Origin of the sequence: Streptomyces dysideae (genome assembly GCF_001514305.1) — a bacterium.
In the GTDB taxonomy this organism is placed as follows: Bacteria; Actinomycetota; Actinomycetes; order Streptomycetales; family Streptomycetaceae; genus Streptomyces; species Streptomyces dysideae.
Map to the genome: position 1 here is coordinate 1 of NZ_KQ949093.1, position 22,837 is coordinate 22,837.

The window sequence follows — 22,837 nt, forward strand, 5'->3', positions numbered from 1 at the left end:
TCCTTTTAGAGCTCTGGCTCTTGGGCACGCAGCCCAAGAGCCAGAGCTTTTTTGCGTTGAGGTAGGGTCAGAGCGCATCGTTGGTACGTTTTCCCCACAGGAGGCCCCCGGGTGGAGGTCCAGGAGACCCGCGTCCAGACAGACCGGGTCCTCACCATCCCCAACATCCTCAGCATGGCGCGGCTCGTCGGTGTGCCGCTCTTCCTGTGGCTGATTCTCCGGCCTGAGTTCGGTGGGCCGAAGAGTGACGGCTGGGCACTCCTGGTGCTGGCTCTGAGCGGCGTCAGCGACTACCTGGACGGCAAGCTCGCGCGGCGTTGGAACCAGATCAGCACCCTCGGCCGGCTCCTCGACCCCGCAGCGGACCGGCTCTACATTCTCTCGACTTTGGTCGGTCTCACCTGGCGCGAGATTCTGCCAATCTGGTTGACCGCTGCACTTCTGGCGCGAGAACTGGTTCTGCTGGTGATGGTGGGTATCCTCAGGCGGCATGGCTATCCGCCGCCGCAGGTGAACTTCCTTGGGAAGGCCGCCACGTTCAACCTGATGTATGCTTTCCCGTTGCTCCTGCTCAGTGACGGAACTGGATGGATCCCGTCACTTGCTGCTATTTTCGGATGGGCGTTCGCTGGATGGGGTACAACGCTCTACTGGTGGGCAGGAGTCCTCTACGTGGTACAAGTCCGCCGTCTGGTCCGTGCGGACGCCATGGCCGATTGAACCCGCGGATTGATGCTTGCCCAGCGGCTCGATGGCCCGCGGCCGAGAAGTGCGGGACAATCTGGACGGGTGAAGTCGGCTAGACCGTCGTCTCTTCGAGGAGGACGCTTCCGACATGAAGGCCGTCGTGATGGCCGGAGGCGAAGGCACGCGCCTTCGCCCCATGACCTCAAGCATGCCCAAGCCGCTCCTGCCGGTCGCCAACCGGCCGATCATGGAGCACGTTCTGCGGCTGCTCAAAAGGCATGGGCTCAACGAGACCGTCGTAACTGTCCAGTTCTTGGCCTCGCTGGTCAAGAACTACTTCGGTGACGGTGAAGAGCTCGGAATGGAGCTCAGTTATGCCAACGAGGAGAAGCCACTCGGTACTGCCGGAAGCGTCAAGAACGCCGAAGAGGCGTTGAAGGATGATGCTTTCCTCGTCATCTCCGGTGATGCCCTGACCGACTTCGACCTCACTGAGCTGATCAATTTCCACAAGGAAAAAGGCGCACTGGTCACCGTCTGCCTGACGCGTGTGCCCAATCCGCTGGAATTCGGCATCACCATCGTCGATGAAGAGGGTAAGGTCGAGCGTTTCCTCGAGAAGCCGACCTGGGGGCAGGTGTTCTCGGACACGGTGAACACCGGCATCTACGTCATGGAGCCCGAGGTCTTCGACTATGTCGAGCCCGATGTGCCCGTCGACTGGTCCGGCGACGTCTTCCCGCAGTTGATGAAGGAGGGCAAGCCGGTCTACGGGTTTGTCGCAGAGGGGTACTGGGAGGACGTCGGCACGCACGAGAGCTATGTGAAGGCGCAGGCCGACGTCCTTGAAGGCAAGGTCGACGTCGATATCGACGGTTTCGAGATCTCCCCGGGCGTGTGGGTAGCGGAGGGCGCGGAGGTGCACCCCGATGCAGTTCTGCGTGGTCCTCTCTACATCGGGGACTACGCCAAGGTCGAGGCTGGTGCCGAGATCCGGGAGCATACCGTCGTCGGCTCGAACGTTGTCGTCAAGAGCGGGGCCTTTCTTCACAAGGCAGTCGTGCACGACAACGTCTATGTCGGGCAGCACAGCAATCTGCGTGGCTGTGTCGTCGGAAAGAACACCGACATCATGCGCGCTGCCCGGATCGAGGACGGCGCTGTCATCGGTGACGAGTGCCTGATCGGTGAAGAATCGATCGTTCAGGGCAATGTGCGGGTCTATCCGTTCAAAACCATCGAGGCCGGCGCCTTCGTCAACACCTCGGTGATCTGGGAGTCCCGGGGCCAGGCGCATCTCTTCGGTGCCCGTGGGGTGTCCGGAATCCTGAACGTGGAGATCACGCCCGAACTGGCCGTCCGGCTCGCCGGCGCGTATGCGACAACCCTCAAGAAGGGCTCCACCGTCACCACGGCCCGTGACCACTCCCGTGGTGCCCGTGCGCTGAAGCGGGCGGTGATCTCGGCGCTGCAGACCAGCGCCATCGACGTACGCGATCTGGAGAACGTACCGCTGCCCGTGGCGCGGCAGCAGACCGCGCGTGGTAGTGCCGGCGGGATCATGATCCGGACCACGCCCGGGGTGCCGGATTCCGTGGACATCATGTTCTTCGACGGGCAGGGGGCCGACCTGTCGCAGGGCGGCCAGCGGAAGCTGGACAGGGTGTTCGCGCGACAGGAGTACCGGCGTGCGTTCCCGGGGGAGATCGGGGATCTGTATTTCCCGGCCAGCGTCTTCGACTCGTACACCGGGTCGCTGTTGCGGAATGTCGATACGACCGGGATCACCGAGTCCGGGCTCAAGGTCGTAGTTGACGCGTCGAACGGAAGCGCCGGGCTGGTGCTGCCGAGTCTGCTCGGCAAGCTCGGGGTGGATTCGCTGACCATCAATCCGGGTCTGGACGAGTCGAGGCCCACGGAGACGGCGGACGTGCGGCGGTCAGGGCTGGTGCGGCTGGGAGAGATCGTGGCGTCCGCACGGGCCGCGTTCGGGGTGCGGTTCGACCCCGTCGGCGAGCGGCTGTCGCTGGTCGACGAGAAGGGGCGGATCGTCGAGGACGACCGTGCGCTGCTCGTGATGCTCGACCTGGTGGCCGCGGAGCGGCGCAGTGGGCGGGTGGCGCTGCCGGTGACCACCACGAGGATCGCCGAGCAGGTGGCGGCGTACCACGGGACGCAGGTGGATTGGACGACCACCTCGCCCGACGATCTGACCCGGGTCGGCCGTGAGGACACCACGATCTTCGGCGGGGACGGCAAGGGCGGTTTCATCGTCCCGGAGTTCAGCAGTGTCTTCGACGGTACGGCGGCCTTCGTGCGGTTGATCGGGCTGGTGGCGCGGACGCAGCTCACCCTCAGCCAGATCGACGCGCGGATACCGCGGGCACACGTCCTCAAGAGGGATCTGGCGACCCCCTGGGCCGTCAAGGGTCTTGTGATGCGGCGGGTCGTGGAAGCGGCCGGAGACCGCTTTGTGGACACGACCGACGGTGTACGGGTCGTGGAGACCGACGGGCGCTGGGTGATGGTGCTGCCCGACCCTGCCGAGGCGGTCACCCACCTGTGGGCGGAGGGGCCGGACGACGCGTCCGCGCAGGCTCTGCTCGACGAGTGGTCGGCGGTCGTGGACAGCGCCGGTCGCTGAGAACGCGGCACGTGTGCGTGTCGGGCAGGTGTTCTCAGGGGGCCTGCCCGGCACGCCGGTGGGGCCATTCGGAGGTACTGGTCGCAACGTGCGACGATGTGCGGCATGCCGCAGCAGCCCCCCGTTCGGAGCACCCCCACGCGCCCTTCGCGCCCGGACGCATCCATGTCGCTGCTCACCAACGTCATGGACCACAGCCTCGACGACGGATACGCCGAGGCCGCCGCCCGCAGGCAGGCCGCAGGCGAGGGGGGTCTGCCCAGGACCCTCCGAGCGAAGCTCGGTCTCGCCGCCGGCCTGGTGCTGGCCGCCCTGGTCGTGACGGTCGGTGCGGCGCAGGCGCGGATCGCGGCACCCGTCGTGGCCAAGGAGCGGGAAGAACTGATCGACCGCATCGACCAGGAGACCGAGGCGGCAGACAAGCTGGAGGACACGGTCGACGAGCTGCGCGGCGATGTGAGTGCCATGCAGCGCGAGGCGCTCAGAGCGAGCGGCGGCGGTGACCAGACGGAGCTCGTGGGCATTCTGTCGGGCGCCGTCGAGGTGCACGGCCCTGGCGTGAAGCTTGTCGTGAACGATGCCAAGGACGCCTCCTCGGGGGGCGGCGGCGACCCGCGCGAGACTTCCGGGTTCTCCGACACCGGACGGGTGCGCGACCGGGACATGCAGCGCGTGGTCAACGGCCTGTGGGAATCGGGCGCCGAGGCCGTCTCCATCAACGGACAGCGGCTGACGGCGCTGTCGGCGATCAGGGCCGCGGGTGACGCGATACTGGTCGACAACAAGCCGCTGGTACCGCCGTACACGGTGCTCGCGGTGGGGGACGGGCGGCGGCTGAGCACCAGGTTCCAGAACAGCGCCGACGGGCTGTATCTGCATGCCCTGCAGGAGAACTACGGCATCCGGACCGCCATCTCCGCGGAGGACGACCTCCGGCTGCCCGCCGCACCGAGTGTGATCGTACGTACAGCACAGCCGAAAACTGAGAAGGGCACATCGTGATCGCCGTACTGGGCCTCGTCGTCGGAGTCGTGGCCGGCCTGTTGGTCCGGCCTGAGGTTCCGGCTGTCGTCGAGCCTTATCTGCCGATCGCCGTCGTGGCGGCTCTCGACGCCGTCTTCGGCGGTCTGCGGGCCATGCTCGACGGCATCTTCGACGACAAGGTCTTCGTGGTGTCGTTCCTGTCCAACGTGGTCGTGGCCGCGCTGATCGTGTTCCTGGGCGACAAGCTGGGCGTGGGCGCCCAGCTGTCCACCGGTGTCGTCGTGGTCCTCGGTATCCGCATCTTCTCCAACGCCGCGGCGATCCGCCGGCACGTGTTCCGGGCGTGAGGCCGATGAGCACCCAGGACGAGAGGCCCGAGAACCGGCTGCGCAGGGAGCTGCCCGCGGAGCTGCCCGCGGGCCAGGCGCAGGCCACGGACACCCCCGAGGCGCTGCCCAAGCTCACCGGACGCCAGCGGCTGGTGAAGGGCCTGTGGCCGCCGCACGTCACCCGGGCCCAACTCATCGTGGCTCTGCTGCTGTTCGGCCTCGGTTTCGGCCTGGCCGTCCAGGTGGCGTCGAACAGCGACAGCGACAGTGCCCTGCGTGGCGCACGCCAGGAAGATCTCGTTCGCATTCTCGATGAACTGGATGACCGTACTCAGCGTCTTGAGGACGAGAAGCAGGGTCTCGAGAAACAGCGCGACGAGCTGGAGAACAGCTCGAACCAGGCCGAGGAGGCCCGCAGACAGACGGTCGAGAAGGAGAGGCAGCTCGGCATTCTGGCGGGCACCGTGGCCGCGCAGGGACCCGGCATCACGATGACCATCGACGACACGAAGGGGACGGTCGAGGCGGACATGCTGCTCGACGCGATCCAGGAGCTGCGCGCGGCCGGCGCGGAGGCGATCCAGGTGAACGGCGTACGCGTCGTCGCCGGCACCTTTCTTTCGGATTCCGGCAACCGCGTGAGCGTCGATGGGAACAAGATCAACGCGCCCTATCGTTTCAAGGTCATCGGCAAGCCGCAGGACCTCGAACCGGCCCTCAACATCCCCGGAGGCGTGGTGCAGACTCTTGAGAAGGAGCAGGCCACCGTGACCGTCGAGCGGTCGGACAAGATCGTCGTGGACGCCTTGCGAGCGGCGAAGCGGCCTGACTACGCTCGGTCGTCCTCCCAGTGACCCGGGGGTGCATGGGGGACGTCCGGCGAGGGCATGAGGTTGCGGGGGGTCGGCGCACCGAACGGGTGGTGCGTGGTGGAAACTGTCTGGTGGATACGGACGTTGTGAGGATGTCCGGGTCGGCCGGTCTGGTCAGTCAGGGTTCGTCCTGCCCCACGGGCGGGTCTGTTTCGGTCAAGGGGAATCGCCCGTGAAGTTGTTTGCGAAGTTGTTCGGCAAGAGTGCGCGAGAGGGTAGCGACAACGCGACCGCTCGCCATCGTGCACAGCCTGACGCAGAGGGCCAGCGCCCGCTGTTCCGGGACCAGGTGGCTGGCCCGGGCGGCGACATTTCCGGAGGTCAGGGCGCGCCGTCTGTTGACCCTGCCCAGTCCGGAGGCATAGGTTTCGGGCAACCGTCAACCTCAAGTACGGGTGGAGAGTTTTCCTCCGGCCCGTACGCGTCCAATGCTCCGGCGGGGCAGCCGCGGCAGGAGGATCCGTCCATGTCGGCCCTGGTATGTACGAGGTGCGGTAACCGCAACGCGGAGAACAGCCGCTTCTGCTCCAACTGCGGCGCGCCGCTGCGCGCCGGAGCTGCGGCCGAGCGTCCGTCCGAGACCACGTCCACGATCTCCATCTCCGGCCTCGAGGCCTACGACTCCGAGGTCACCGGCCAGACGCAGATGCCTGCGCTCTCTCCCGAGGCGCAGGCCGCCGTGGACGCGCTGCCGCTCGGATCCGCGCTGCTGGTGGTGCGCCGTGGGCCGAACTCGGGCAGCCGTTTCCTGCTGGACAGCGACCTGACCACGGCCGGGCGGCACCCGCAGAGCGACATCTTCCTGGACGACGTGACGGTCTCGCGTCGGCACGTGGAGTTCCGCCGCGGTGCGGACGGCTCGTTCACGGTGGCCGACGTCGGCAGTCTGAACGGCACCTATGTCAACCGCGAGCGGATCGACCAGGTCGCTCTGTCGAACGGTGACGAGGTGCAGATCGGCAAGTACCGGCTGGTCTTCCACGCGAGCCAGCGGGGCTACTGACCCTCCCCCGGACTCCGTCCGGGGGGACCCCCAGGGAAGGTCCATGCTGAAGACACCGAGCGGCGGTGCCGGGCACGGTATCGCCGCCGCGGACAGTGGGCTGATGAGCATCGGCACGGTGTTGAACGTGCTGCGCGACGAGTTCCCCGAAGTGACCATCTCCAAGATCCGCTTCCTGGAGTCCGAAGGGCTCATCGAGCCGCAGCGGACCCCCTCGGGGTATCGCAAGTTCAGCGCAGGCGACGTCGAGCGGCTCGGCCACGTACTGCGGATGCAGCGGGACCACTATCTGCCGCTCAAGGTGATCCGGGAGCACCTGGACGCCATGGAGCGCGGTGAGGCCACACCACTTCCGACCGTGGGCCGCCAGCGCGACGGTGAGCCCGTGCTGGAGCCCCTGGACGGGCCCACAGCCGCCCGGATCGGGCGGGCCGAGCTGCTTGCCGCCGCCGGGATCGGTGAGCAGGAGCTCGACGAGTGGGAGTCGTACGGCCTGGTCACCCCGCTGCCGGACGGGGCGTACGACGCGGAGGCGGCCACGGTCGCCTCGCTCGTCGCCGAACTGGGGCGGTTCGGGATCGAACCGCGGCACCTGCGGGTGATGAAGGCCGCTGCCGACCGCGAGGCGGGTCTCGTGGACCAGGTGGTGGCCCCGCTGAAGAGGCACCGCAACCCGCAGACCAGGGCGCACGCGGAGGCCCGGACGAAGGAACTGGCGGGGCTCACGGTGAAGCTGCACGCCGCGCTCGTGCAGACCGCGCTCGGCGTGCGGCTGCCCTGAGCAGGGCCCGACCGTACAGTCCGAAGCGGGTGCCCGTTCCCTGCCCGACTACCCAAACGTCCCGGGCACGGCCTAGGGTTGCTGTGTGAACGAGCTCGATGTCGTAGGTGTCCGGGTCGAGATGCCCTCCAACCAACCGATCGTGCTCCTGCGTGAAGTGGGAGGCGACCGCTACCTCCCCATCTGGATCGGGCCCGGGGAGGCGACGGCCATCGCCTTCGCCCAGCAGGGCATGGCCCCCGCACGACCGCTGACCCACGACCTGTTCAAGGACGTGCTGGAGGCCGTCGGCCAGGAGCTCACCGAAGTGCGCATCACGGACCTGCGTGAGGGCGTCTTCTACGCCGAGCTGGTCTTCGCCAGCGGGGTCGAGGTGAGCGCCCGCCCGTCCGATGCCATAGCGCTTGCCCTGCGCACCGGGACGCCGATCTACGGCAGCGACGGGGTGCTCGACGACGCGGGTATCGCGATTCCTGACGAGCAGGAGGACGAGGTGGAGAAGTTCCGCGAGTTCCTCGACCAGATCTCGCCCGAGGACTTCGGCACCAGCAACCAGTGATGCGGCGGCTCAAAAGCCGGCAATTGCCAGCGGCGAGTGAGAGCGTCCTGCGGATTGCTCCGAGCGCATTCGGCTAGCCTTTCCCCGCGGTTGGGTACGGGAAACCACTCCTAGGGTGATTATCACTCGGCGTGCCGAGTGTGGCGATCGTTGACGCACCCCTGGTGACTGCCTACCGTCGAGAAGGCAGGTCAAGGACGGAGGTCGGCGTGAGAAGCAGCGGCGACGGTACGGCTGGGGGTGCCCCCGGACGCAGTCTCGGGGAGAGCGGTCCGTACCCGCTTCACGGCAGCGCGGCCGATCACGCTCCGCAGCGACCGGCGGCCGTGCCGAGCAGCGGAGGGGCGAGGTCCATGGCGTCCGAGCAGATCGGCTATCGCGGCCCAACGGCATGTGCGGCCGCCGGCATCACCTATCGGCAACTGGACTACTGGGCGCGTACCGGGCTCGTCGAGCCGAGCGTGCGGCCCGCGTACGGGTCGGGGACACAGCGGCTGTACAGCTTCCGGGACGTCGTCGTCCTGAAGATCGTCAAGCGGTTCCTGGACACCGGTGTGTCGCTGCAGAACATCCGCACCGCGGTGCAGCACCTGCGCGAGCGCGGCTTCCGTGATCTCGAGCGCATGACGCTGATGAGCGACGGCGCCACGGTATACGAGTGCACCTCGCCGGACGAGGTCCACGCGCTGCTCCAGGGCGGTCAGGGGATCTTCGGGATCGCCGTGGGCGTGGTGTGGCGGGACGTGGAGAGCGCCCTGTCGCAGCTGCACGGTGAGCGCATCGACACCGGCGAGACGCTGGTCGGGCACAATCCGGCGGACGAGCTGGCGCGACGGCGCAATCGGGCCGTGTGAGTCCTGCCCCCGGGCCGAACCGGGGGCATTGTCAGTGGCGTAGGGCAGCATCGGAGATGTGAGAAACGCGCCCACGATCCTGCATCTCGACATGGATGCCTTCTTCGCCTCCGCGGAGCAGGCATCCAAGCCGAGCCTGCGCGGGAAGGCCGTCATCGTGGGCGGGCTCGGGCCACGGGGCGTGGTGGCGACCGCGTCGTACGAGGCCCGGGTGTTCGGTGTGCATTCGGCGATGCCCATGGCCCAGGCCCGGCGCCTCGCGCCGAACGCCGCGTATCTCGTGCCGCGCTTCGGGTTCTACCGGTCGATCAGCGATCAGGTGATGGGGCTGCTGCGGGAGCTGTCACCGCTGGTGGAGCCGTTGAGTCTGGACGAGGCGTTCGTGGATCTTGAGGCCGGGGGAACGGCCTGGGACGAGGCGTCGGCGCGGCTGGCGGGGGCGAAGCTGCGTGCCGACATACGGGCGGTCACCGGGCTGACGGGGTCGGTGGGGCTGGCCGCCTCCAAGATGCTCGCGAAGATCGCCTCCGAGCAGGCAAAGCCCGACGGGCTGGTGCTGATCGAGCCGGGGACCGAGCGGGCGCTGCTCGGGCCGATGTCGGTACGGACCCTGCCGGGGGTGGGGCCGGCGACGGGTGACCATCTGCGGCGGGCCGGGATCACCACGGTCGACGAGATCGCCGAGGCAGGGGAGGACGAGCTCGTACGGCTGCTGGGCAAGGCTCATGGGCATGCCCTGTACGCGATGGCGCTGGCGCACGACGAGCGGCCTGTGGTGGCCGAGCGGGGGACGAAGTCGGTGTCGGTGGAGGACACGTACGACGTGGACATCCACGACCGGGTGCGGGTCGGGCTGGAGGTGCGGCGGCTGGCCGATCGGTGTGTGCGGCGGCTGCGCGGGGCCGGGCTGTCCGGGCGGACCATCGTGTTGAAGGTGCGGCGGTATGACTTCTCCACGCTGACCCGTTCCGAGACGTTGCGCGGGCCCACGGATGATCCGGCGGTCGTGCGGGAGGCGGCTGCGCGGCTGTTGGACTCGGTGGATACGACTGGGGGTGTGCGGCTGCTGGGGGTGGGGGTCAGCGGGCTTGCCGACTACACGCAGGAGGATCTCTTCGCGCAGGCGCAGGCGCAGGCGCAGGCGCAGGGTCAGGGGCAGGCGCTGGGGGAGCGGGAGGACCAGGGGGTGGAGCAGGGGGGGACAGAGGCTGCGGAGGAGCGGCAGCAGGCTGGGCCTGTGGAGCGGCGGTGGCCAGCGGGCCATGACGTGACTCATGCCGAGTATGGGCACGGGTGGGTGCAGGGCAGTGGGCTTGGGCGGGTGACGGTGCGGTTCGAGACGCCTGACTCTTCTGAGCCGGGGCGGGTGCGGACGTTCCGGGCGGACGACGTGGATTTGGAACCGGCAGATCCGTTGCCGTTGGTGGCGCGGAGGCCTGGCGGTGGGGGAGGTGGTGGGAGTGATGGGGGTGGTGCGGCTTCGGCGGGTACGGGGGTGACGCCTGCAGCGTCGGGCTAGTGAACGGCGTTGCACTGTGGGGGTGGCGTGCACAGCCCGGCGCTTACGGGGTGCCATCCCGCGCCCACTCGTGCCGCTGGGGCGGCACGAGTGGGCGCGGGATGGCGGCGTGGGGGATGGGGGCCTGGTGGCTGGGCTGGGGACGGTTGCATGTCGGCCGATGGTCGCGGTAGCGCCTTGTGGGTGGTGCGGTGGTGCGGTGGTGCGGTGGTGCGGTGGTGCGGTAGCGCCTTGTGGGTGCGGCGGTGCAGGGGGTCGGCAGGTGTGCAGGGGGTAGTGGGAGGGTGTGTGGTGGGTCAGGTGTCTTCTGTGCCTGCCAGTTTGCCGAAGTCTCGGTCCGGGGGTGGGGGCGGAGGGGTCACGTCCAGGCCGTAGTGGTGGTAGAGCTGGAGTTCCTGGTCGGGGGAGAGGTGGCGGCCTACTCCGAAGTCGGGGGCGTCTTTGATCAGGGTGCGGTCGAAGGGGACGTGGAGGCTGCCCTCGATCAGTTCGCTGGGCTCAAGGGGGACGAAGGCGTCGCGGGAGAAGAGGCCGGTGCGTATGGCCGCCCATTCCGGCACGCCGGTCGCGTCGTCGAGGTAGATCTCGTCGACCGTGCCGATCTTGGTGCCGGTGCGGTCGAAGGCCTTGCGGCCGATCAGGTTGCGCGGATCGATGTCGGTCTGCACGGGCCCTCCACTTGGTCACAACTCATCCGTAAGCACTACGAAAGAGCACAATGGGGACCACGGCCACTCGAAGGCTTGGCCGTTGACCTCGCTGATAGGCTTGCAGGCGGCTGCTGACCCCGTGCGGGAGAGTCCTCCAGACTTCATAGGAGGCGCCGAAGGAGCAAATCCTCCCCGGAATCTCTCAGGCCCACGTACCGCACGGACGAGGTCACTCTGGAAAGCAGGGCGGGTGTCGACGGCTCCCGCCCTCACCGACGGTGAAAGCCGGGCGCCCTCGGGGCACCCGGTGAAGCTCTCAGGTTGACATGACAGAGGGGGAGGCCGTCCGGGTACCCGCGCCATGGTGCCCCTCGAAGGTCGTGTCAGACCAGGAGGCCTCCGCAATGACCGCCCATCGTATTCCGCTCTCCGAGCTCGAGCAGGGAATCCCCTTCGAGCAGCGCCACATCGGGCCCGACCAGGAGGCGCGGGCCAAGATGCTCGCGCAGGTCGGCTACGGCTCGCTCGACGAGCTGACCGCCGCCGCCGTGCCGGATGTGATCAAGAACGCCGATGCGCTCGAACTGCCGGGTGGGCGCAGCGAGGCCGAGGTGCTCGCCGAGTTGCGTTCGCTGGCCGATCGGAACCAGGTCCTCGATTCCATGATCGGGCTCGGGTACTACGGGACCTTCACCCCGCCCGTCATCCTGCGCAATGTGATGGAGAACCCGGCCTGGTACACGGCCTACACGCCCTACCAGCCGGAGATCTCGCAGGGCCGGCTCGAGGCGCTGCTGAACTTCCAGACGATGGTCGCCGACCTGACCGGGCTGCCGACCTCGGGTGCCTCGCTGCTCGACGAGGGGACGGCGGCGGCCGAGGCCATGGCTCTGTCCCGGCGTATGGGCAGGAACAAGAAGGGGCTCTTCCTGGTCGACGCGGATGTGCTGCCGCAGACCATCGCCGTGATCGAGACGCGTGCCGAGCCGACCGGCGTCGAGGTCGTCGTCGCCGACCTCAGTGACGGTATTCCGGCCGAGGTCGCCGGGCGTGAGATCAACGGCGTGCTCCTCCAGTACCCGGGCGCCTCCGGTGTCGTACGGGACATCAAGCCCGTCATCGAGCAGGCGCACGAGCTCGGTGCCCTCGTCACCGTCGCCGCCGATCTGCTCGCGCTGACCCTGCTGAAGTCGCCCGGTGAGCTCGGCGCGGACATCGCGGTCGGGACGACGCAGCGGTTCGGTGTGCCGATGGGCTTCGGCGGGCCGCACGCCGGCTACATGGCCGTACGTGAGAAGTTCGCGCGAAGCCTGCCCGGGCGGCTCGTGGGTGTGTCCGTGGACGCGGACGGGAACCGGGCGTACCGGCTCGCCCTGCAGACGCGTGAGCAGCACATCCGGCGGGAGAAGGCGACCAGCAACATCTGCACCGCGCAGGTGTTGCTCGCCGTGATGGCCGGGATGTACGCCGTGTACCACGGGCCCGAGGGGCTGAAGGGGATCGCTCGGCGGACCCATCGGTACGCCACCATCCTCGCGGCGGGGCTCACCGCCGGTGGGGTCGAGGTCGTGCACGGGTCGTACTTCGACACGCTGACCGCGCGGGTTTCCGGTCGTGCCGCCGAGGTTGTCGCCGCCGCGCGGCAGAACGGGGTCAACCTGCACCTCGTGGACGCCGACCATGTGTCCGTCGCCTGCGACGAGACCACCGCGCGGGCTCAGGTCGGTGCCGTGTGGAGCGCGTTCGGGGTCGAAGGGGACATTGAGGCGCTGGATGCCGCTACCGGGGAGGCGCTGCCGGGGGCGCTGCTGCGCGACGACGAGTACCTCGCGCACCCCGTCTTCCACCAGTACCGCTCCGAGACCGCGATGCTGCGCTACCTGCGCAGGCTCGCCGACCGGGACTACGCGCTCGACCGCGGCATGATCCCGCTGGGCTCCTGCACGATGAAGCTCAACGCGACGACCGAGATGGAGCCGGTGACCTGGCCCGAGTTCGGGCAGCTGCACCCCTTCGCGCCCGCCGAGCAGGCGCAGGGCTATCTGACGCTCATTCGTGAGCTGGAGGAACGTCTCGCCGAGGTCACCGGGTACGACAAGGTGTCGCTGCAGCCCAACGCCGGGTCGCAGGGTGAGCTCGCCGGGCTGCTCGCCGTACGCGGATATCACCGGGCCAACGGGGACGAGCAGCGGACCGTGTGTCTGATTCCGTCGTCCGCGCACGGGACGAACGCCGCCAGCGCCGTCATGGCGGGCATGAAGGTCGTCGTCGTCAAGACCGCCGGGGACGGTGAGATCGACGTCGAGGATCTGCGGGCGAAGATCGAGCAGTACCGTGACGAGCTGGCGGTGCTGATGATCACGTACCCGTCGACGCACGGTGTGTTCGAGGAGCATGTCGCGGACATCTGCGCGCAGGTGCACGAGGCTGGCGGGCAGGTGTACGTCGACGGCGCCAACCTCAACGCCCTGGTGGGGCTGGCCAAGCCGGGCCACTTCGGCGGTGACGTCTCGCACCTGAACCTGCACAAGACCTTCTGCATCCCGCACGGCGGTGGCGGTCCGGGCGTCGGGCCGGTCGGTGTGCGTGCGCACCTCGCGCCGTATCTGCCCAACCACCCGATGCAGCCGGCTGCCGGGCCTGAGACGGGTGTCGGGCCGATCTCGGCCGCGCCGTGGGGTTCCGCGGGGATCCTGCCGATCTCGTGGGCCTATGTGCGGCTCATGGGCGGCGAGGGGCTCAAGCGCGCCACGCAGGTGGCCGTGCTCTCCGCCAACTACATCGCCAAGCGGCTCGAGCCGCACTACCCCGTGCTCTACACCGGGCCGGGCGGGCTGGTCGCGCACGAGTGCATCATCGACCTGCGGCCGCTGGCCAAGGCGACCGGTGTGAGTGTCGACGATGTGGCCAAGCGGCTCATCGACTACGGGTTCCACGCGCCGACGATGTCGTTCCCGGTGGCCGGCACGCTGATGATCGAGCCGACCGAGTCCGAGGACCTGGCCGAGCTGGATCGGTTCTGCGAGGCGATGATCGCCATTCGTGGGGAGATCGAGAAGGTCGGCTCGGGCGAGTGGGCCGCGGACGACAACCCGCTGCGGAACGCTCCGCACACGGCCGGTGCGCTGGGTGGGGAGTGGGAGCACTCGTACACGCGGGACGAGGCCGTCTTCCCGGGGGATGTCTCGGCCGCCGACAAGTACTGGCCGCCGGTGCGTCGGATCGACCAGGCGTTCGGGGACCGGAACCTGGTCTGCTCTTGCCCGCCGTTGGATGCGTACGAGGACTGACGTAGTAGCAGTAGCAGTAGCAGTAGCAGTAGCAGTTCGTAGGAGAAGGGCTCCGCTCTGGTCGAGTGGAGCCCTTTTGCGTTACCTCGTCGCGAGGGAGACTTCGGTCGACTTGATCAGGGCTACTACGGGGGTGTCGGCCGACAGGTCGAGGTCCGTGACGGCGTCGGTGGTGATCGCGGCGGTGAGTTCGGCTCCCTCGACGCCGATCTTGACGGAGGTCATCGCGGCGCCGGCGGTGATGTCGGTGACGGTGCCGGGGAGCTGGTTGCGGATGGACAAGCCATCGACTGGGGCCGTGGCCAGGGAGACCTCTGTCGACTTCACCAGGGCGTGTACGGAGGAGCCTGTGGTGAGGCCCAGTTCCTCGGCGGCTTCCCGGGTGATCGCGGCGGTGAGATCCTGGCCGTTGGTGAGACGGACTCTGACCGTTGCCATGACCTCGCCGGGGGTGAGGGCGGTGACCGTGCCGGGGAGCTGGTTGCGGATGCTCAGGGTCATGGGGCGCCTCGCGGTGGGTGGGGGGATTTGCTGGGTTGGCGGTCCCACCGTAGTGCGCCTGGGGGCTTACGCCGGGTATGCGTGAGTTTGCGTCGCCTTGACTGTTGCCCAGGTCTCCGCGCCCGGGTGCAGGTCGAGTTCGGCTGCGGCGACCGTGGTGAGGTCGGCGGCGAGGGGGAGTTCGCCGGTGAGGTCGGCGCGGATCTGGTCGCCGTGGGTTTCCAGGCCGGCTACCTCGCAGCGCCAGAGGTTGCGGGCGCTGGAGGTGGTGGGGCGGTCGCGGTAGAGGGTGACCGCGCTCGGGGGGAAGGCGACGAAGACCGGGCCGGAGAGGTCTTCGGTGGTGGTGATGGTGGGGCCGGCGTCGAGTTGGACCGTGTGGCCGTCGGCCTGTCCTCGGTAGAGGTTGAGGCCGACCAGTTGGGCGATGTAGTCCGTGCGGGGGTGTCGGGCGATGTCGGCGGGCGTTCCTTGCTGGACGACCTGGCCGTGTTCGACGACGACCAGGCGGTCGGCCAGGACCATGGCATCGAGCGGGTCGTGTGTGACCAGTACGGCTACGGCCTCGAACTCGGCGAGGTGGCGGCGGAGTTGGGCGCGTACTTCTAGGCGGGTGCGGGCGTCCAGGGCGGCCAGGGGTTCGTCGAGGAGCAGCAGGCGGGGGTGGGTTGCCAGGGCGCGGGCCAGGGCTACGCGTTGGGCCTGGCCGCCGGAGAGTTTGCGGGGTTTGGTGGTGGCGTGGTCGGTGAGGCCCATGCGGGTCAGCCAGGCGGCTGCCTGGGTGCGGGCCCCGGTTCTGGTCGCGCCTTGGCAGCGGGGGCCGAAGGCGACGTTGTCCAGGGCGGTGAGGTGGGGGAAGAGGAGGTAGTCCTGGAAGACGACGCCGACTGGGCGGGACTCTGGTGGGGTGCGCTCCAAGTCGATGCCGTCCAGGCGTAGATGTCCGCCGGTGAGAGGGGTGAGGCCGGCGAGTGCGCGTAGGGCGGTGGTCTTGCCGGCGCCGTTGGGGCCGAGGAGGGCGACCACGTCGCCGGGGGTGGCGGTGAGGGTGACGTCCAGGTGGAAGGGGGGGCGGTCCAGGACCAGGTGGGCGTCCAGGCCCTCGGGGGGTGTGGGTGTGGGTGTGGACGTGGGGGGTCCGGGTTCGTGGTTGGTCATGGGGGCGTGTCCAGGGAGGAGCGGGAGTGGGAGCGGGGGGTGCGGTGATCGTCGGGTTCTGGTGAGCGGCGTTGGTGCTGGGCGGGGGTGGTTGCGTGGCCTGGCGTTGGTGGTGTGCCGCCTGCGCCCACCTGTGGCGCCCCAGCGGCACGACTGCCCGCGGCTGGGCGGGTCTCTGCGGCTGAGCGGGGGTGTTGCTCGTGGCCCGATGATGTCTGCCGGTGCGTGGGGTGCTGCTCCAGGGTGCGGCTGCCCGTGGCTGGGTAGCCGGCTGCGCGCTGTTCGGGCCGTGTGGCTGGCCAGGGCCCGCTTGGGTGGGTGTCGTCCGAGTGGTGACGGGCCGTGCCGGCCGGGGCGTGTGGTGGGCTGTCATGACGTTGTCATCCAGCGGTCCCGCAAGCCTGCCAGTACCGCGATGGAGACGGCCAGCAGGACCAGGCTGAGGGCGATGGCTGCCGCTGGGTCGTTCTGGAGGGCCAAGTAGACCGCCAGCGGCATCGTTTGGGTGCGGCCGGGGAAGTTGCCCGCGAAGGTGATCGTCGCGCCGAACTCGCCCAGGGCGCGGGCCCAGGCCAGGACCGAGCCGGCTGCGATGCCGGGGGCGATCAGGGGCAACGTGACCCGGCGAAATGCCGTGAAGCGGGAGGCGCCCAGGGTAGTGGCCGCCTCTTCGTAGCGGGGGTCGGCGGCCCGTAGCGTGCCCTCCACGCTGATGACGAGGAACGGCATCGCCACGAACGTCTCGGCGAGGATGACGCCAGTGGTGGTGAAGGGGAGGGTGATTCCGAACCAGGCGTCCAGCCATTGGCCGATGACGCCGTTGCGGCCGAGAGCCAGGAGCAGGGCCACGCCGCCGACCACCGGGGGGAGGACCAGCGGCAGGGTCACCAGCGCGCGGACCAGGCCGCGGCCGGGGAAGTCCGTGCGGGCCAGCAGCCAGGCCAGTGGGACGCCGATGACCAGACTCAGCGCTGTTGCCGCCGTCGCGCAGATCAGGGACAGGCGGAGCGCCTCCCACACCTCGGCGCTGGTCAGCTGTTCCGGCAGGCTGCGCCAGGGAGCGCGGACGAGGAGGGCGAGGAGGGGGAGGAGCAGGAACGCCAGGCCTGCCAGGGCGGGGAGTAGGAGGGGGAGCGGTACGCCACGGCCGCGACGCGGGGCGCCCTTCAGGGTGTCTGCCCGGCCCTTCACGGCTTGAGGAACCCGGCCCCGGTCAGGACCTGCCGGCCCTCGGCGGAGCGCACCAGCTCGATGAACGCCTTCGCCGCCGCGGGGTTGGGGGCGTTCTTCAGCGGGGCGATCGGGTAGTCGTTCACGGCCTCGGCCGACTCGGGGAAGCCCACGCCCTCCACCTTGTCACCCGCCGACTTCACGTCGGTCTTGTAGACGACGGCGGCGTCAGCCTCCTTCAGCTCGACCTTCGTCAGGGCGCTCTTCACGTCCTGCTCGTAGGAGACGGGGGTGAGTTTGAGGTTGCTTGCCTTGAGTGCTGTTTGCGCGGCCGCGCCGCACGGTACCGACTTGTCGCACAGGACCACCTTCAGACCTGGCTCGGTGAGGTCGTCGAGGGAGGAGATTCCGTGCGGGTTGCTCGGCAGCGTGGCGATCTCCAGCTCGTTGCGGACGAAGGTGACGGGCCTGCCGGGCGTGTTCTCCTGGTCCGTCACGATCTTCATCGTCCCGGGGCTGGCGGCGGCGAAGACGTCGGCCGGGGCCCCGCTGGTGATGCTCGCGGCGAGGGTGTCGCTGCCGCCGAAGTTGAAGACCACCTTCGTGCCCGGGTGGTCCTTCTCGAACTCCCTGCCCAGGGTCTCGAAGCTCTCCTGGAGGGAGGCCGCGGCGAAGACGGTGACCGTGCCGGAGAGCTTCGCTGAGGAGCCGGATCCGGAGGAGGCGGTACCCCTGTCGGACGACGACGCCGACGAGCAGGCGCTCAGCGCCAGCAGGGCGGCGGCTCCGGCGCCCGTCGCTCGCAGGGGCCGACGGATTCGACGGGTCCGACGGGTCCGGAGTGCGGAACAGGTCATCACGGGGCCACCACTCCCTCGGTCCAGGGGGAGGAGCCTGCCGGACCCCTCCTACTTCCTATTCGCCGATCATACTGCCGCATGTGCCAGGTGTTTGGCTCCTGTGGCATGGCATGAGCGGGGTGGATACGTTGAGGGGCTTGCATGTGCGTTTCTACGGTGCTGTGCTGACCGGTCAGGTGCGGTCGATGTGCACGTTGGTCGACTTCACGCGGGCCGTGGCCTCCATGCCGATCTCCAGGCCCAGTTCCTCGACGGCCTCCCGGGTGAGGAGGGAGACGAGTCGGTGCGGGCCCGCCTGGATCTCCACCTGGGCGGCGACGTCGCCGAGCTTGATCGCGGTGACGATGCCGGGGAAGGCGTTGCGGACCGAGGTGTACGGCGTTTCCTCGTCGGTGGTGCCGGACTTGGCGAGCTCGACCGAGAACGCGGCCAGGGCGCGGCCGTCGATGAGTCGTCGTCCGCCCTCGTCGCGGTGGGTCGCCACCCGGCCCGCGTCCGCCCAGCGGCGTGCGGTGTCGGGACTTACGCCGAGGAGGCGGGCCGCCTGGCCGATCGTGTAGGACTGCATGCCGGTCACGATAGGGCGAGCTGGGGGTCGGTGGCCGGTGCGGGGTCAGCCCACATGGGTGACTGCGATCGCCGCGGAGGACAGCAGGACCAGGACGCCGATGGCGTAGGCGTCGGCGAACCAGAGTATGGCGAGCTTCTCGAAGACCAGCAGGGAGACGCCGAACATGGAGAAGCGGTCGACGCCAGGCAGGCACAAAGGCAGGGAATGATGCCCTGACGTCACTCCAGGCCCGAGAGGCGGAACACCGTCAGGGCGGTCTCGCGGTCGAGGCGGGCGGAGACGCGGCGGAGTTCCGGTGCGGCGAAGGCCTCCGAAACGCGGGCGTCCTCGGCCAGGCGGTGCCACAGGCCGGGGTTGTCCAGCAGGATCCGGGTGTCGATCTCGACGCGGCCGCCGAGCGTGTCCCGCAGCACCAGCCGCTGGCCGACGCCGTCCAGGCAGTGCACGGACGCCAGCAGATCGGTGCGGACCCGGTGCTCGCTCAGCAGTCCACGGGAGGCCAGCCAGCCCTCGCCGGCCCGGACGCGGGGCGGGTACAGCACGACGAACAGCACCGCGGCGAGCGCGAGCCACAGGGCGCCGCGCCAGGGGGTGGTGTCGCCCGCGACCCAGTCGACGAGGAGCAGTAGAGCGAGGAGGGCGGCCGAGTAGCGGACCGAGTCGCGCAGGTCCTTCGTCCAGTGGTTGTCGTACACCGTCGTGCCGGGAGCGGGTGGGCCGACCGGATCCTGCGGTGCCTCGTGGGCGTGTCCCATGATGCAGACCGTAGACATCGAGAGGGCGGAAGCAAGGGCCGTTGACGCGAATCTGACGCGGCCCGGCGGTTTTTGTCGGGCCGTCCTGCTGCGCGGAAGTGGTGCCGAGCCCTGCGGCGGGTACGTCCACGGCGTCTTGGCTGCGATTACCGGGCCACCTGCAGTGCGCTGCGTAACGTTCGCCGCATCATTCGAATGTTTCGTCTGACGCCTGGCGCGGATCTATGACAACACCGCGATCGGCACCGGGGCGTCAAGCGCCTCGCACAGCACAGAAATTGGCGGCAGATTCACCGCGTACAAGGGGTTGCCACCGTTTGACCGCTGTCTCTAGGGTGCGGCAACAGCGCAGCTTTCCGGATCAACACCGAAACTTTCGGTCCCGTGGACGTCGTGAACACGTCGTCCCGTACCCAAGGAGCGCATGATGGGCGACCCGGCACTGTCCCGCCGCGGCTTCCTGGCGGCCTCCGCCGCGGCCGGTCTGGGAATGACGGCACTGAGTGGTTGCGGCGGAGACTCGGACGGGGGGTCGTCTGGGACGACCACGATCGAGTGGTGGAACATCTCCACCACCCAGCCGACGAAGGACGTATGGGCGGGGCTGGCCAAGAAGTTCGAGGCCCAGAACCCCGGCGTGAAGATAAAGATCGTCCAGCTGGAGAACGACGCCTACAAGTCGAAGATGACGGCGCTGACCGCCTCCGGGAAGCTCCCCGACATCTTCCACACCTGGGGCGGAGGCGTGCTGAAGCAGCAGGTCGACGCCGGGCTCGTCGAGGATCTGACAGGGAGGACCGAGGAGTGGGCGGGCGGGCTGCTGCCGGTCGCCAAGGAGCCGTACCTTCTTGATGAGAAGGTGTACGGGATCCCGTTCGACATCGGCATGATCGGCTTCTGGTACAACAAGGCGCTGTTCAAGCAGGCCGACATCGCCACGCCCCCCACCACCTGGACCGGCTTCCTCGACGCCGTACGCAAGCTGAAGACCGCCGGGATCACCCCCATCGCCCTCGCGGGCAAGGAGAAGTGGCCCGGCATGTACTACTGGGCCTACCTCGCGATGCGCACCGCCGGCGCCGATGCGGTGCAGAAGGCCAGCGACGACAAGGACTTCACCGGGGCCGCCTTCGTCGAGGCCGGGCGGCACCTCGACGAACTCGTCGCGCTCGAACCGTTCCAGAAGGGGTTCCTCGGGGCCGCCTACTCCAGCCCCACCGGCCAGGCCGCCGCGGTCGGCAACGGCAAGGCCGCCATGGAGCTCATGGGCCAGTGGGCGCCTGTCGTACAGGCGGACGCCGGCAAGGGGCTCGGCGACGACCTCGGCTTCTTCCCGTTCCCCGAGGTGGAGGACGGCAAGGGTGCGATCACCGAGGTGTTCGGCGGGGGCGGCGGGCACGCCCTGCGCAGGGGTGCGCCGCAGGCCGCCGTCGACTTCCTGAAGTTCTTCGCCTCCGAGGCCACGGACCTGGAACTGGTCAAGAAGACCGGCGTCATCCCGGTGGTCCCGGCGGCCGAGAACTCCGTCACGGACCCCAACATCAAGGCCGTACAGACGCAGTTGAAGGCCGCCACCGGCTTCCAGCTCTACCTCGACCAGGCCTACGCTCCCGCCGTCGGCCAGGAGGTCAACGACAGCGTCGCCGCGCTCATCGCCGGGTCCAAGTCCTCCGAGCAGGTCACCGAGTCGATCACCAAGACCGCGAAGGAAGAGCAGTAGCCGGCGATGACCTCCACTTTCCTGCCGGGCAGGCGGACCGGTCCCGACGCTGCCGAGCCGCCCCCGACCGCCCCCACGTCCCCTGGGCGTGGGCGGCGCCGGGTCCTCAACTGGCTCACCGCGGTCGGGTTCCAGGTGCCCGCCCTGGCGCTGTTCGGCGTCTTGGTGCTGCTGCCGATCCTGTTCGCCGTCTACGCGTCCTTCTTCCGCTGGGGCGGCTTCGGCATGCCCTCCGACTACACGGGTGCCGACAACTTCACCCGGCTCTTCGAGGACCCCGTCTTCCTGGGGGACCTGTGGCGGTGCCTGGTCCTGGTCGTGCTGTCGCTCGCCCTGCAGCTGCCGTTCGCGCTGGCCATGGCGGTGCTGCTGAACCAGAAGCTGCGCGGGCGGGCCGTCTACCGGATGCTGTTCTTCGGGCCGTACGTCCTGTCCGAGGCCATCACCGGCGTCCTGTTCAGCATGATCTTCGCCCCGGACGAGGGGCTCGCCGACCAGATCCTGGGGAGCGTCGGACTGGAGGGGCTGGGCGGCGAGTGGTTCGCCGATCCCTCCATGGTCATGGCGACGCTCTTCCTGGTCATGACGTGGAAGTACTTCGGCTTCCACATGATGCTCTACCTGGCCGGACTGCAGTCCATCCCGGCCGAGTTGACCGAGGCGGCGATCGTCGACGGCGCCAGTCCCTGGCAGCGGTTCCGCAATGTCACCCTGCCGCTGCTCGCACCGACCCTGCGGATCAGCGTGTTCCTGTCCGTGATCGGGTCGATCCAGCTCTTCGACCTGGTGTGGGTGGTCACCCAGGGCGGTCCCGACCATCACTCCGAGACCATGGCCGTGACCATGTTCCAGTACGGCTTCAAGCGCTACCAGGTCGGATACGCCAGCGCGATCAGCGTGGTCATGTTCGGCATCAGTCTCGTCTTCGCCCTCTCCTACCAGCGGTTCGTACTCCGCCGCGACCTCCAAGGGGCCACCACGACCATGCGAGGGGGCGGAGAGTGACGCTCATCGAGAAGACCGGCGGCCGGAACGCCGTGGCCGAGCGGAGCAAGGGCGCCACACGCACGCGTACCCTGCCGCTGCACGTGATCCTCGTCGCCGTCGGCGCGGTCATGGCCGTACCCCTGCTCTACGCCGTACTCTCCGGCTTCAAGTCCACCGACCAGCTCTCCCGCAACCCGATCGGGCTGCCCGACCCGTGGGTGAGCGGCAACTACACCGACATCCTCGGCTCCGGCGACTTCTGGCGGCTGGTCGGCAACAGCACGCTGATCGCGGTGGCCACGGCCGTCATCGTCGTCGCGGTGTCCGCGCTCGCCGCGTTCTCCTTCGCCCGGTTCGCCTTCCGCGGGCGGGAGTTGCTGTTCACGCTGTTCACGATGGGGCTGATGTTCCCCTTCGCGGTGGCGGCGCTGCCGCTGTTCCTGCTGCTGCGGTCCATGGGGCTGCTGGACAACCCGCTGGGTGTGATCCTCCCGCAGGCCGCCTTCGGACTGCCGATGACGATCATCATCCTGCGCGGCTTCTTCCGGGAGATCCCCGGTGAGCTGGAGGAGGCGGCCACGCTCGACGGGTGCAGCCCGTTCGGGTTCTTCTGGCGGATCCTGCTGCCCATGGCGCGGCCCGCGCTCGGCACCGTTTCGGTGCTCGCCGTCGTCACCAGCTGGAACAACTTCTTCCTGCCGCTGCTGGTGTTCACCGACTCGACGTGGTGGACCCTGCCCATCGGCGTCCAGCAGTTCCAGGGCCAGTACTCCGCCGAGTACGCCCGCGTCTTCGCCTATCTGGTGCTGGCGATGGTTCCCGCCCTCGCCTTCTACTCGGTCGCCGAGCGTCAGCTCGTCGGCGGCCTCACCGCCGGCGCCACGAAGGGATGACGCGCACCGGCGGACGTACGGCTCGCCCACACCCCCTTCCGTGAGGAGTC

General features: G+C 68.8%; 22 protein-coding genes and 1 riboswitch. Of the genes, 14 read left to right on the forward strand and 8 right to left on the reverse strand.

Annotated elements, in window-relative coordinates; genetic code table 11:
- Nucleotides 1-111 precede the first annotated feature (111 nt).
- The 10 genes from AQJ91_RS26745 to AQJ91_RS26790 all read left to right on the forward strand — a co-directional run bounded on the left by AQJ91_RS26745 (nt 112) and on the right by AQJ91_RS26790 (nt 10,232).
- Nucleotides 112-720 (forward strand): cardiolipin synthase ClsA, encoded by a 609-nt coding sequence (locus tag AQJ91_RS26745; protein ID WP_067026577.1) that lies wholly within the window; start codon nt 112-114, stop codon nt 718-720.
- Between the two features lie 115 nt (nt 721-835).
- Nucleotides 836-3,331, forward strand: a complete 2,496-nt coding sequence (locus AQJ91_RS26750; protein ID WP_067026578.1) for a mannose-1-phosphate guanyltransferase — start codon at nt 836-838, stop codon at nt 3,329-3,331.
- Between the two features lie 96 nt (nt 3,332-3,427).
- A complete protein-coding gene (locus AQJ91_RS26755; RefSeq protein WP_107122543.1) occupies nt 3,428-4,333 on the forward strand; it encodes a DUF881 domain-containing protein in 906 nt (301 codons plus the stop codon).
- Entirely contained in the window at nt 4,330-4,662 is a 333-nt protein-coding gene (locus AQJ91_RS26760) for a small basic family protein (protein WP_003988855.1), read from the forward strand. Before AQJ91_RS26755 ends, AQJ91_RS26760 begins: the two co-directional genes overlap by 4 nt.
- 5 nt (nt 4,663-4,667) lie before the next feature.
- Nucleotides 4,668-5,498 carry a DUF881 domain-containing protein gene (locus AQJ91_RS26765; RefSeq protein WP_067026582.1) on the forward strand — a complete coding sequence of 277 codons (831 nt, stop codon included), beginning with the start codon at nt 4,668-4,670 and terminating at the stop codon, nt 5,496-5,498.
- Nucleotides 5,499-5,688: 190 nt separating this feature from the next.
- Nucleotides 5,689-6,519: an FHA domain-containing protein gene (locus AQJ91_RS50030; protein WP_199848031.1), complete on the forward strand. Its 831-nt coding sequence runs from the start codon at nt 5,689-5,691 to the stop codon at nt 6,517-6,519.
- Between the two features lie 43 nt (nt 6,520-6,562).
- Nucleotides 6,563-7,300 (forward strand): transcriptional regulator FtsR, encoded by a 738-nt coding sequence (gene ftsR, locus AQJ91_RS26775; RefSeq protein WP_067026586.1) that lies wholly within the window; start codon nt 6,563-6,565, stop codon nt 7,298-7,300.
- Between the two features lie 85 nt (nt 7,301-7,385).
- Nucleotides 7,386-7,859, forward strand: coding sequence for a bifunctional nuclease family protein (locus tag AQJ91_RS26780; RefSeq protein WP_067026588.1), 474 nt, complete (start codon nt 7,386-7,388; stop codon nt 7,857-7,859).
- A gap of 209 nt (nt 7,860-8,068) precedes the next feature.
- On the forward strand, nt 8,069-8,713 hold the full coding sequence (locus AQJ91_RS26785) for a MerR family transcriptional regulator (protein WP_079085201.1): 645 nt from the start codon (nt 8,069-8,071) through the stop codon (nt 8,711-8,713).
- 58 nt (nt 8,714-8,771) lie between these two features.
- Nucleotides 8,772-10,232 (forward strand): DNA polymerase IV, encoded by a 1,461-nt coding sequence (locus AQJ91_RS26790; RefSeq protein WP_067026589.1) that lies wholly within the window; start codon nt 8,772-8,774, stop codon nt 10,230-10,232.
- A 296-nt stretch (nt 10,233-10,528) separates the two neighbouring features.
- Here the strand turns inward: AQJ91_RS26790 and AQJ91_RS26795 are convergent, their stop codons facing one another.
- Nucleotides 10,529-10,900, reverse strand: a complete 372-nt coding sequence (locus AQJ91_RS26795) for a PRC-barrel domain-containing protein (RefSeq protein WP_067026591.1) — start codon at nt 10,898-10,900, stop codon at nt 10,529-10,531.
- A gap of 114 nt (nt 10,901-11,014) precedes the next feature.
- Nucleotides 11,015-11,110: riboswitch (glycine riboswitch) on the forward strand.
- 176 nt (nt 11,111-11,286) lie between these two features.
- Between AQJ91_RS26795 and gcvP the strand changes: the two genes are divergently transcribed.
- Nucleotides 11,287-14,172 (forward strand): aminomethyl-transferring glycine dehydrogenase, encoded by a 2,886-nt coding sequence (gene gcvP, locus AQJ91_RS26800; protein WP_067026593.1) that lies wholly within the window; start codon nt 11,287-11,289, stop codon nt 14,170-14,172.
- Nucleotides 14,173-14,253: 81 nt separating this feature from the next.
- On the opposite strand, the gene AQJ91_RS26805 is transcribed toward gcvP, so the two are convergent.
- The 7 genes from AQJ91_RS26805 to AQJ91_RS26830 form a co-directional block, all read right to left on the reverse strand.
- A complete protein-coding gene (locus tag AQJ91_RS26805; RefSeq protein ID WP_067026595.1) occupies nt 14,254-14,673 on the reverse strand; it encodes a TOBE domain-containing protein in 420 nt (139 codons plus the stop codon).
- Nucleotides 14,674-14,739: 66 nt separating this feature from the next.
- Entirely contained in the window at nt 14,740-15,831 is a 1,092-nt protein-coding gene (locus tag AQJ91_RS26810; protein WP_067026597.1) for an ABC transporter ATP-binding protein, read from the reverse strand.
- A 369-nt stretch (nt 15,832-16,200) separates the two neighbouring features.
- Entirely contained in the window at nt 16,201-17,022 is an 822-nt protein-coding gene (locus AQJ91_RS26815; RefSeq protein WP_067026599.1) for an ABC transporter permease, read from the reverse strand.
- Nucleotides 17,019-17,858: a molybdate ABC transporter substrate-binding protein gene (gene modA, locus AQJ91_RS26820; RefSeq protein ID WP_067026601.1), complete on the reverse strand. Its 840-nt coding sequence runs from the start codon at nt 17,856-17,858 to the stop codon at nt 17,019-17,021. The genes AQJ91_RS26815 and modA overlap by 4 nt, the downstream gene beginning before the upstream one ends.
- Nucleotides 17,859-18,033: 175 nt before the next feature.
- On the reverse strand, nt 18,034-18,438 hold the full coding sequence (locus AQJ91_RS26825) for a TOBE domain-containing protein (RefSeq protein ID WP_067026603.1): 405 nt from the start codon (nt 18,436-18,438) through the stop codon (nt 18,034-18,036).
- A 36-nt stretch (nt 18,439-18,474) separates the two neighbouring features.
- Nucleotides 18,475-18,597, reverse strand: a complete 123-nt coding sequence (locus AQJ91_RS57430) for a hypothetical protein (RefSeq protein ID WP_267891236.1) — start codon at nt 18,595-18,597, stop codon at nt 18,475-18,477.
- 53 nt (nt 18,598-18,650) lie between these two features.
- Nucleotides 18,651-19,187 carry a hypothetical protein gene (locus AQJ91_RS26830; protein ID WP_067026605.1) on the reverse strand — a complete coding sequence of 179 codons (537 nt, stop codon included), beginning with the start codon at nt 19,185-19,187 and terminating at the stop codon, nt 18,651-18,653.
- A 427-nt stretch (nt 19,188-19,614) separates the two neighbouring features.
- On the opposite strand from AQJ91_RS26830, the gene AQJ91_RS26835 reads away from it, so the two are divergent.
- The 3 genes from AQJ91_RS26835 (at nt 19,615) to AQJ91_RS26845 (ending at nt 22,787) form a co-directional block, all read left to right on the forward strand.
- Nucleotides 19,615-20,907 (forward strand): extracellular solute-binding protein, encoded by a 1,293-nt coding sequence (locus AQJ91_RS26835; protein ID WP_067026851.1) that lies wholly within the window; start codon nt 19,615-19,617, stop codon nt 20,905-20,907.
- A 6-nt stretch (nt 20,908-20,913) separates the two neighbouring features.
- Nucleotides 20,914-21,912, forward strand: coding sequence for a carbohydrate ABC transporter permease (locus tag AQJ91_RS26840; protein WP_067026607.1), 999 nt, complete (start codon nt 20,914-20,916; stop codon nt 21,910-21,912).
- A gap of 110 nt (nt 21,913-22,022) precedes the next feature.
- On the forward strand, nt 22,023-22,787 hold the full coding sequence (locus AQJ91_RS26845) for a carbohydrate ABC transporter permease (RefSeq protein ID WP_234382983.1): 765 nt from the start codon (nt 22,023-22,025) through the stop codon (nt 22,785-22,787).
- The last annotated feature ends 50 nt before the right edge of the window (nt 22,788-22,837 follow it).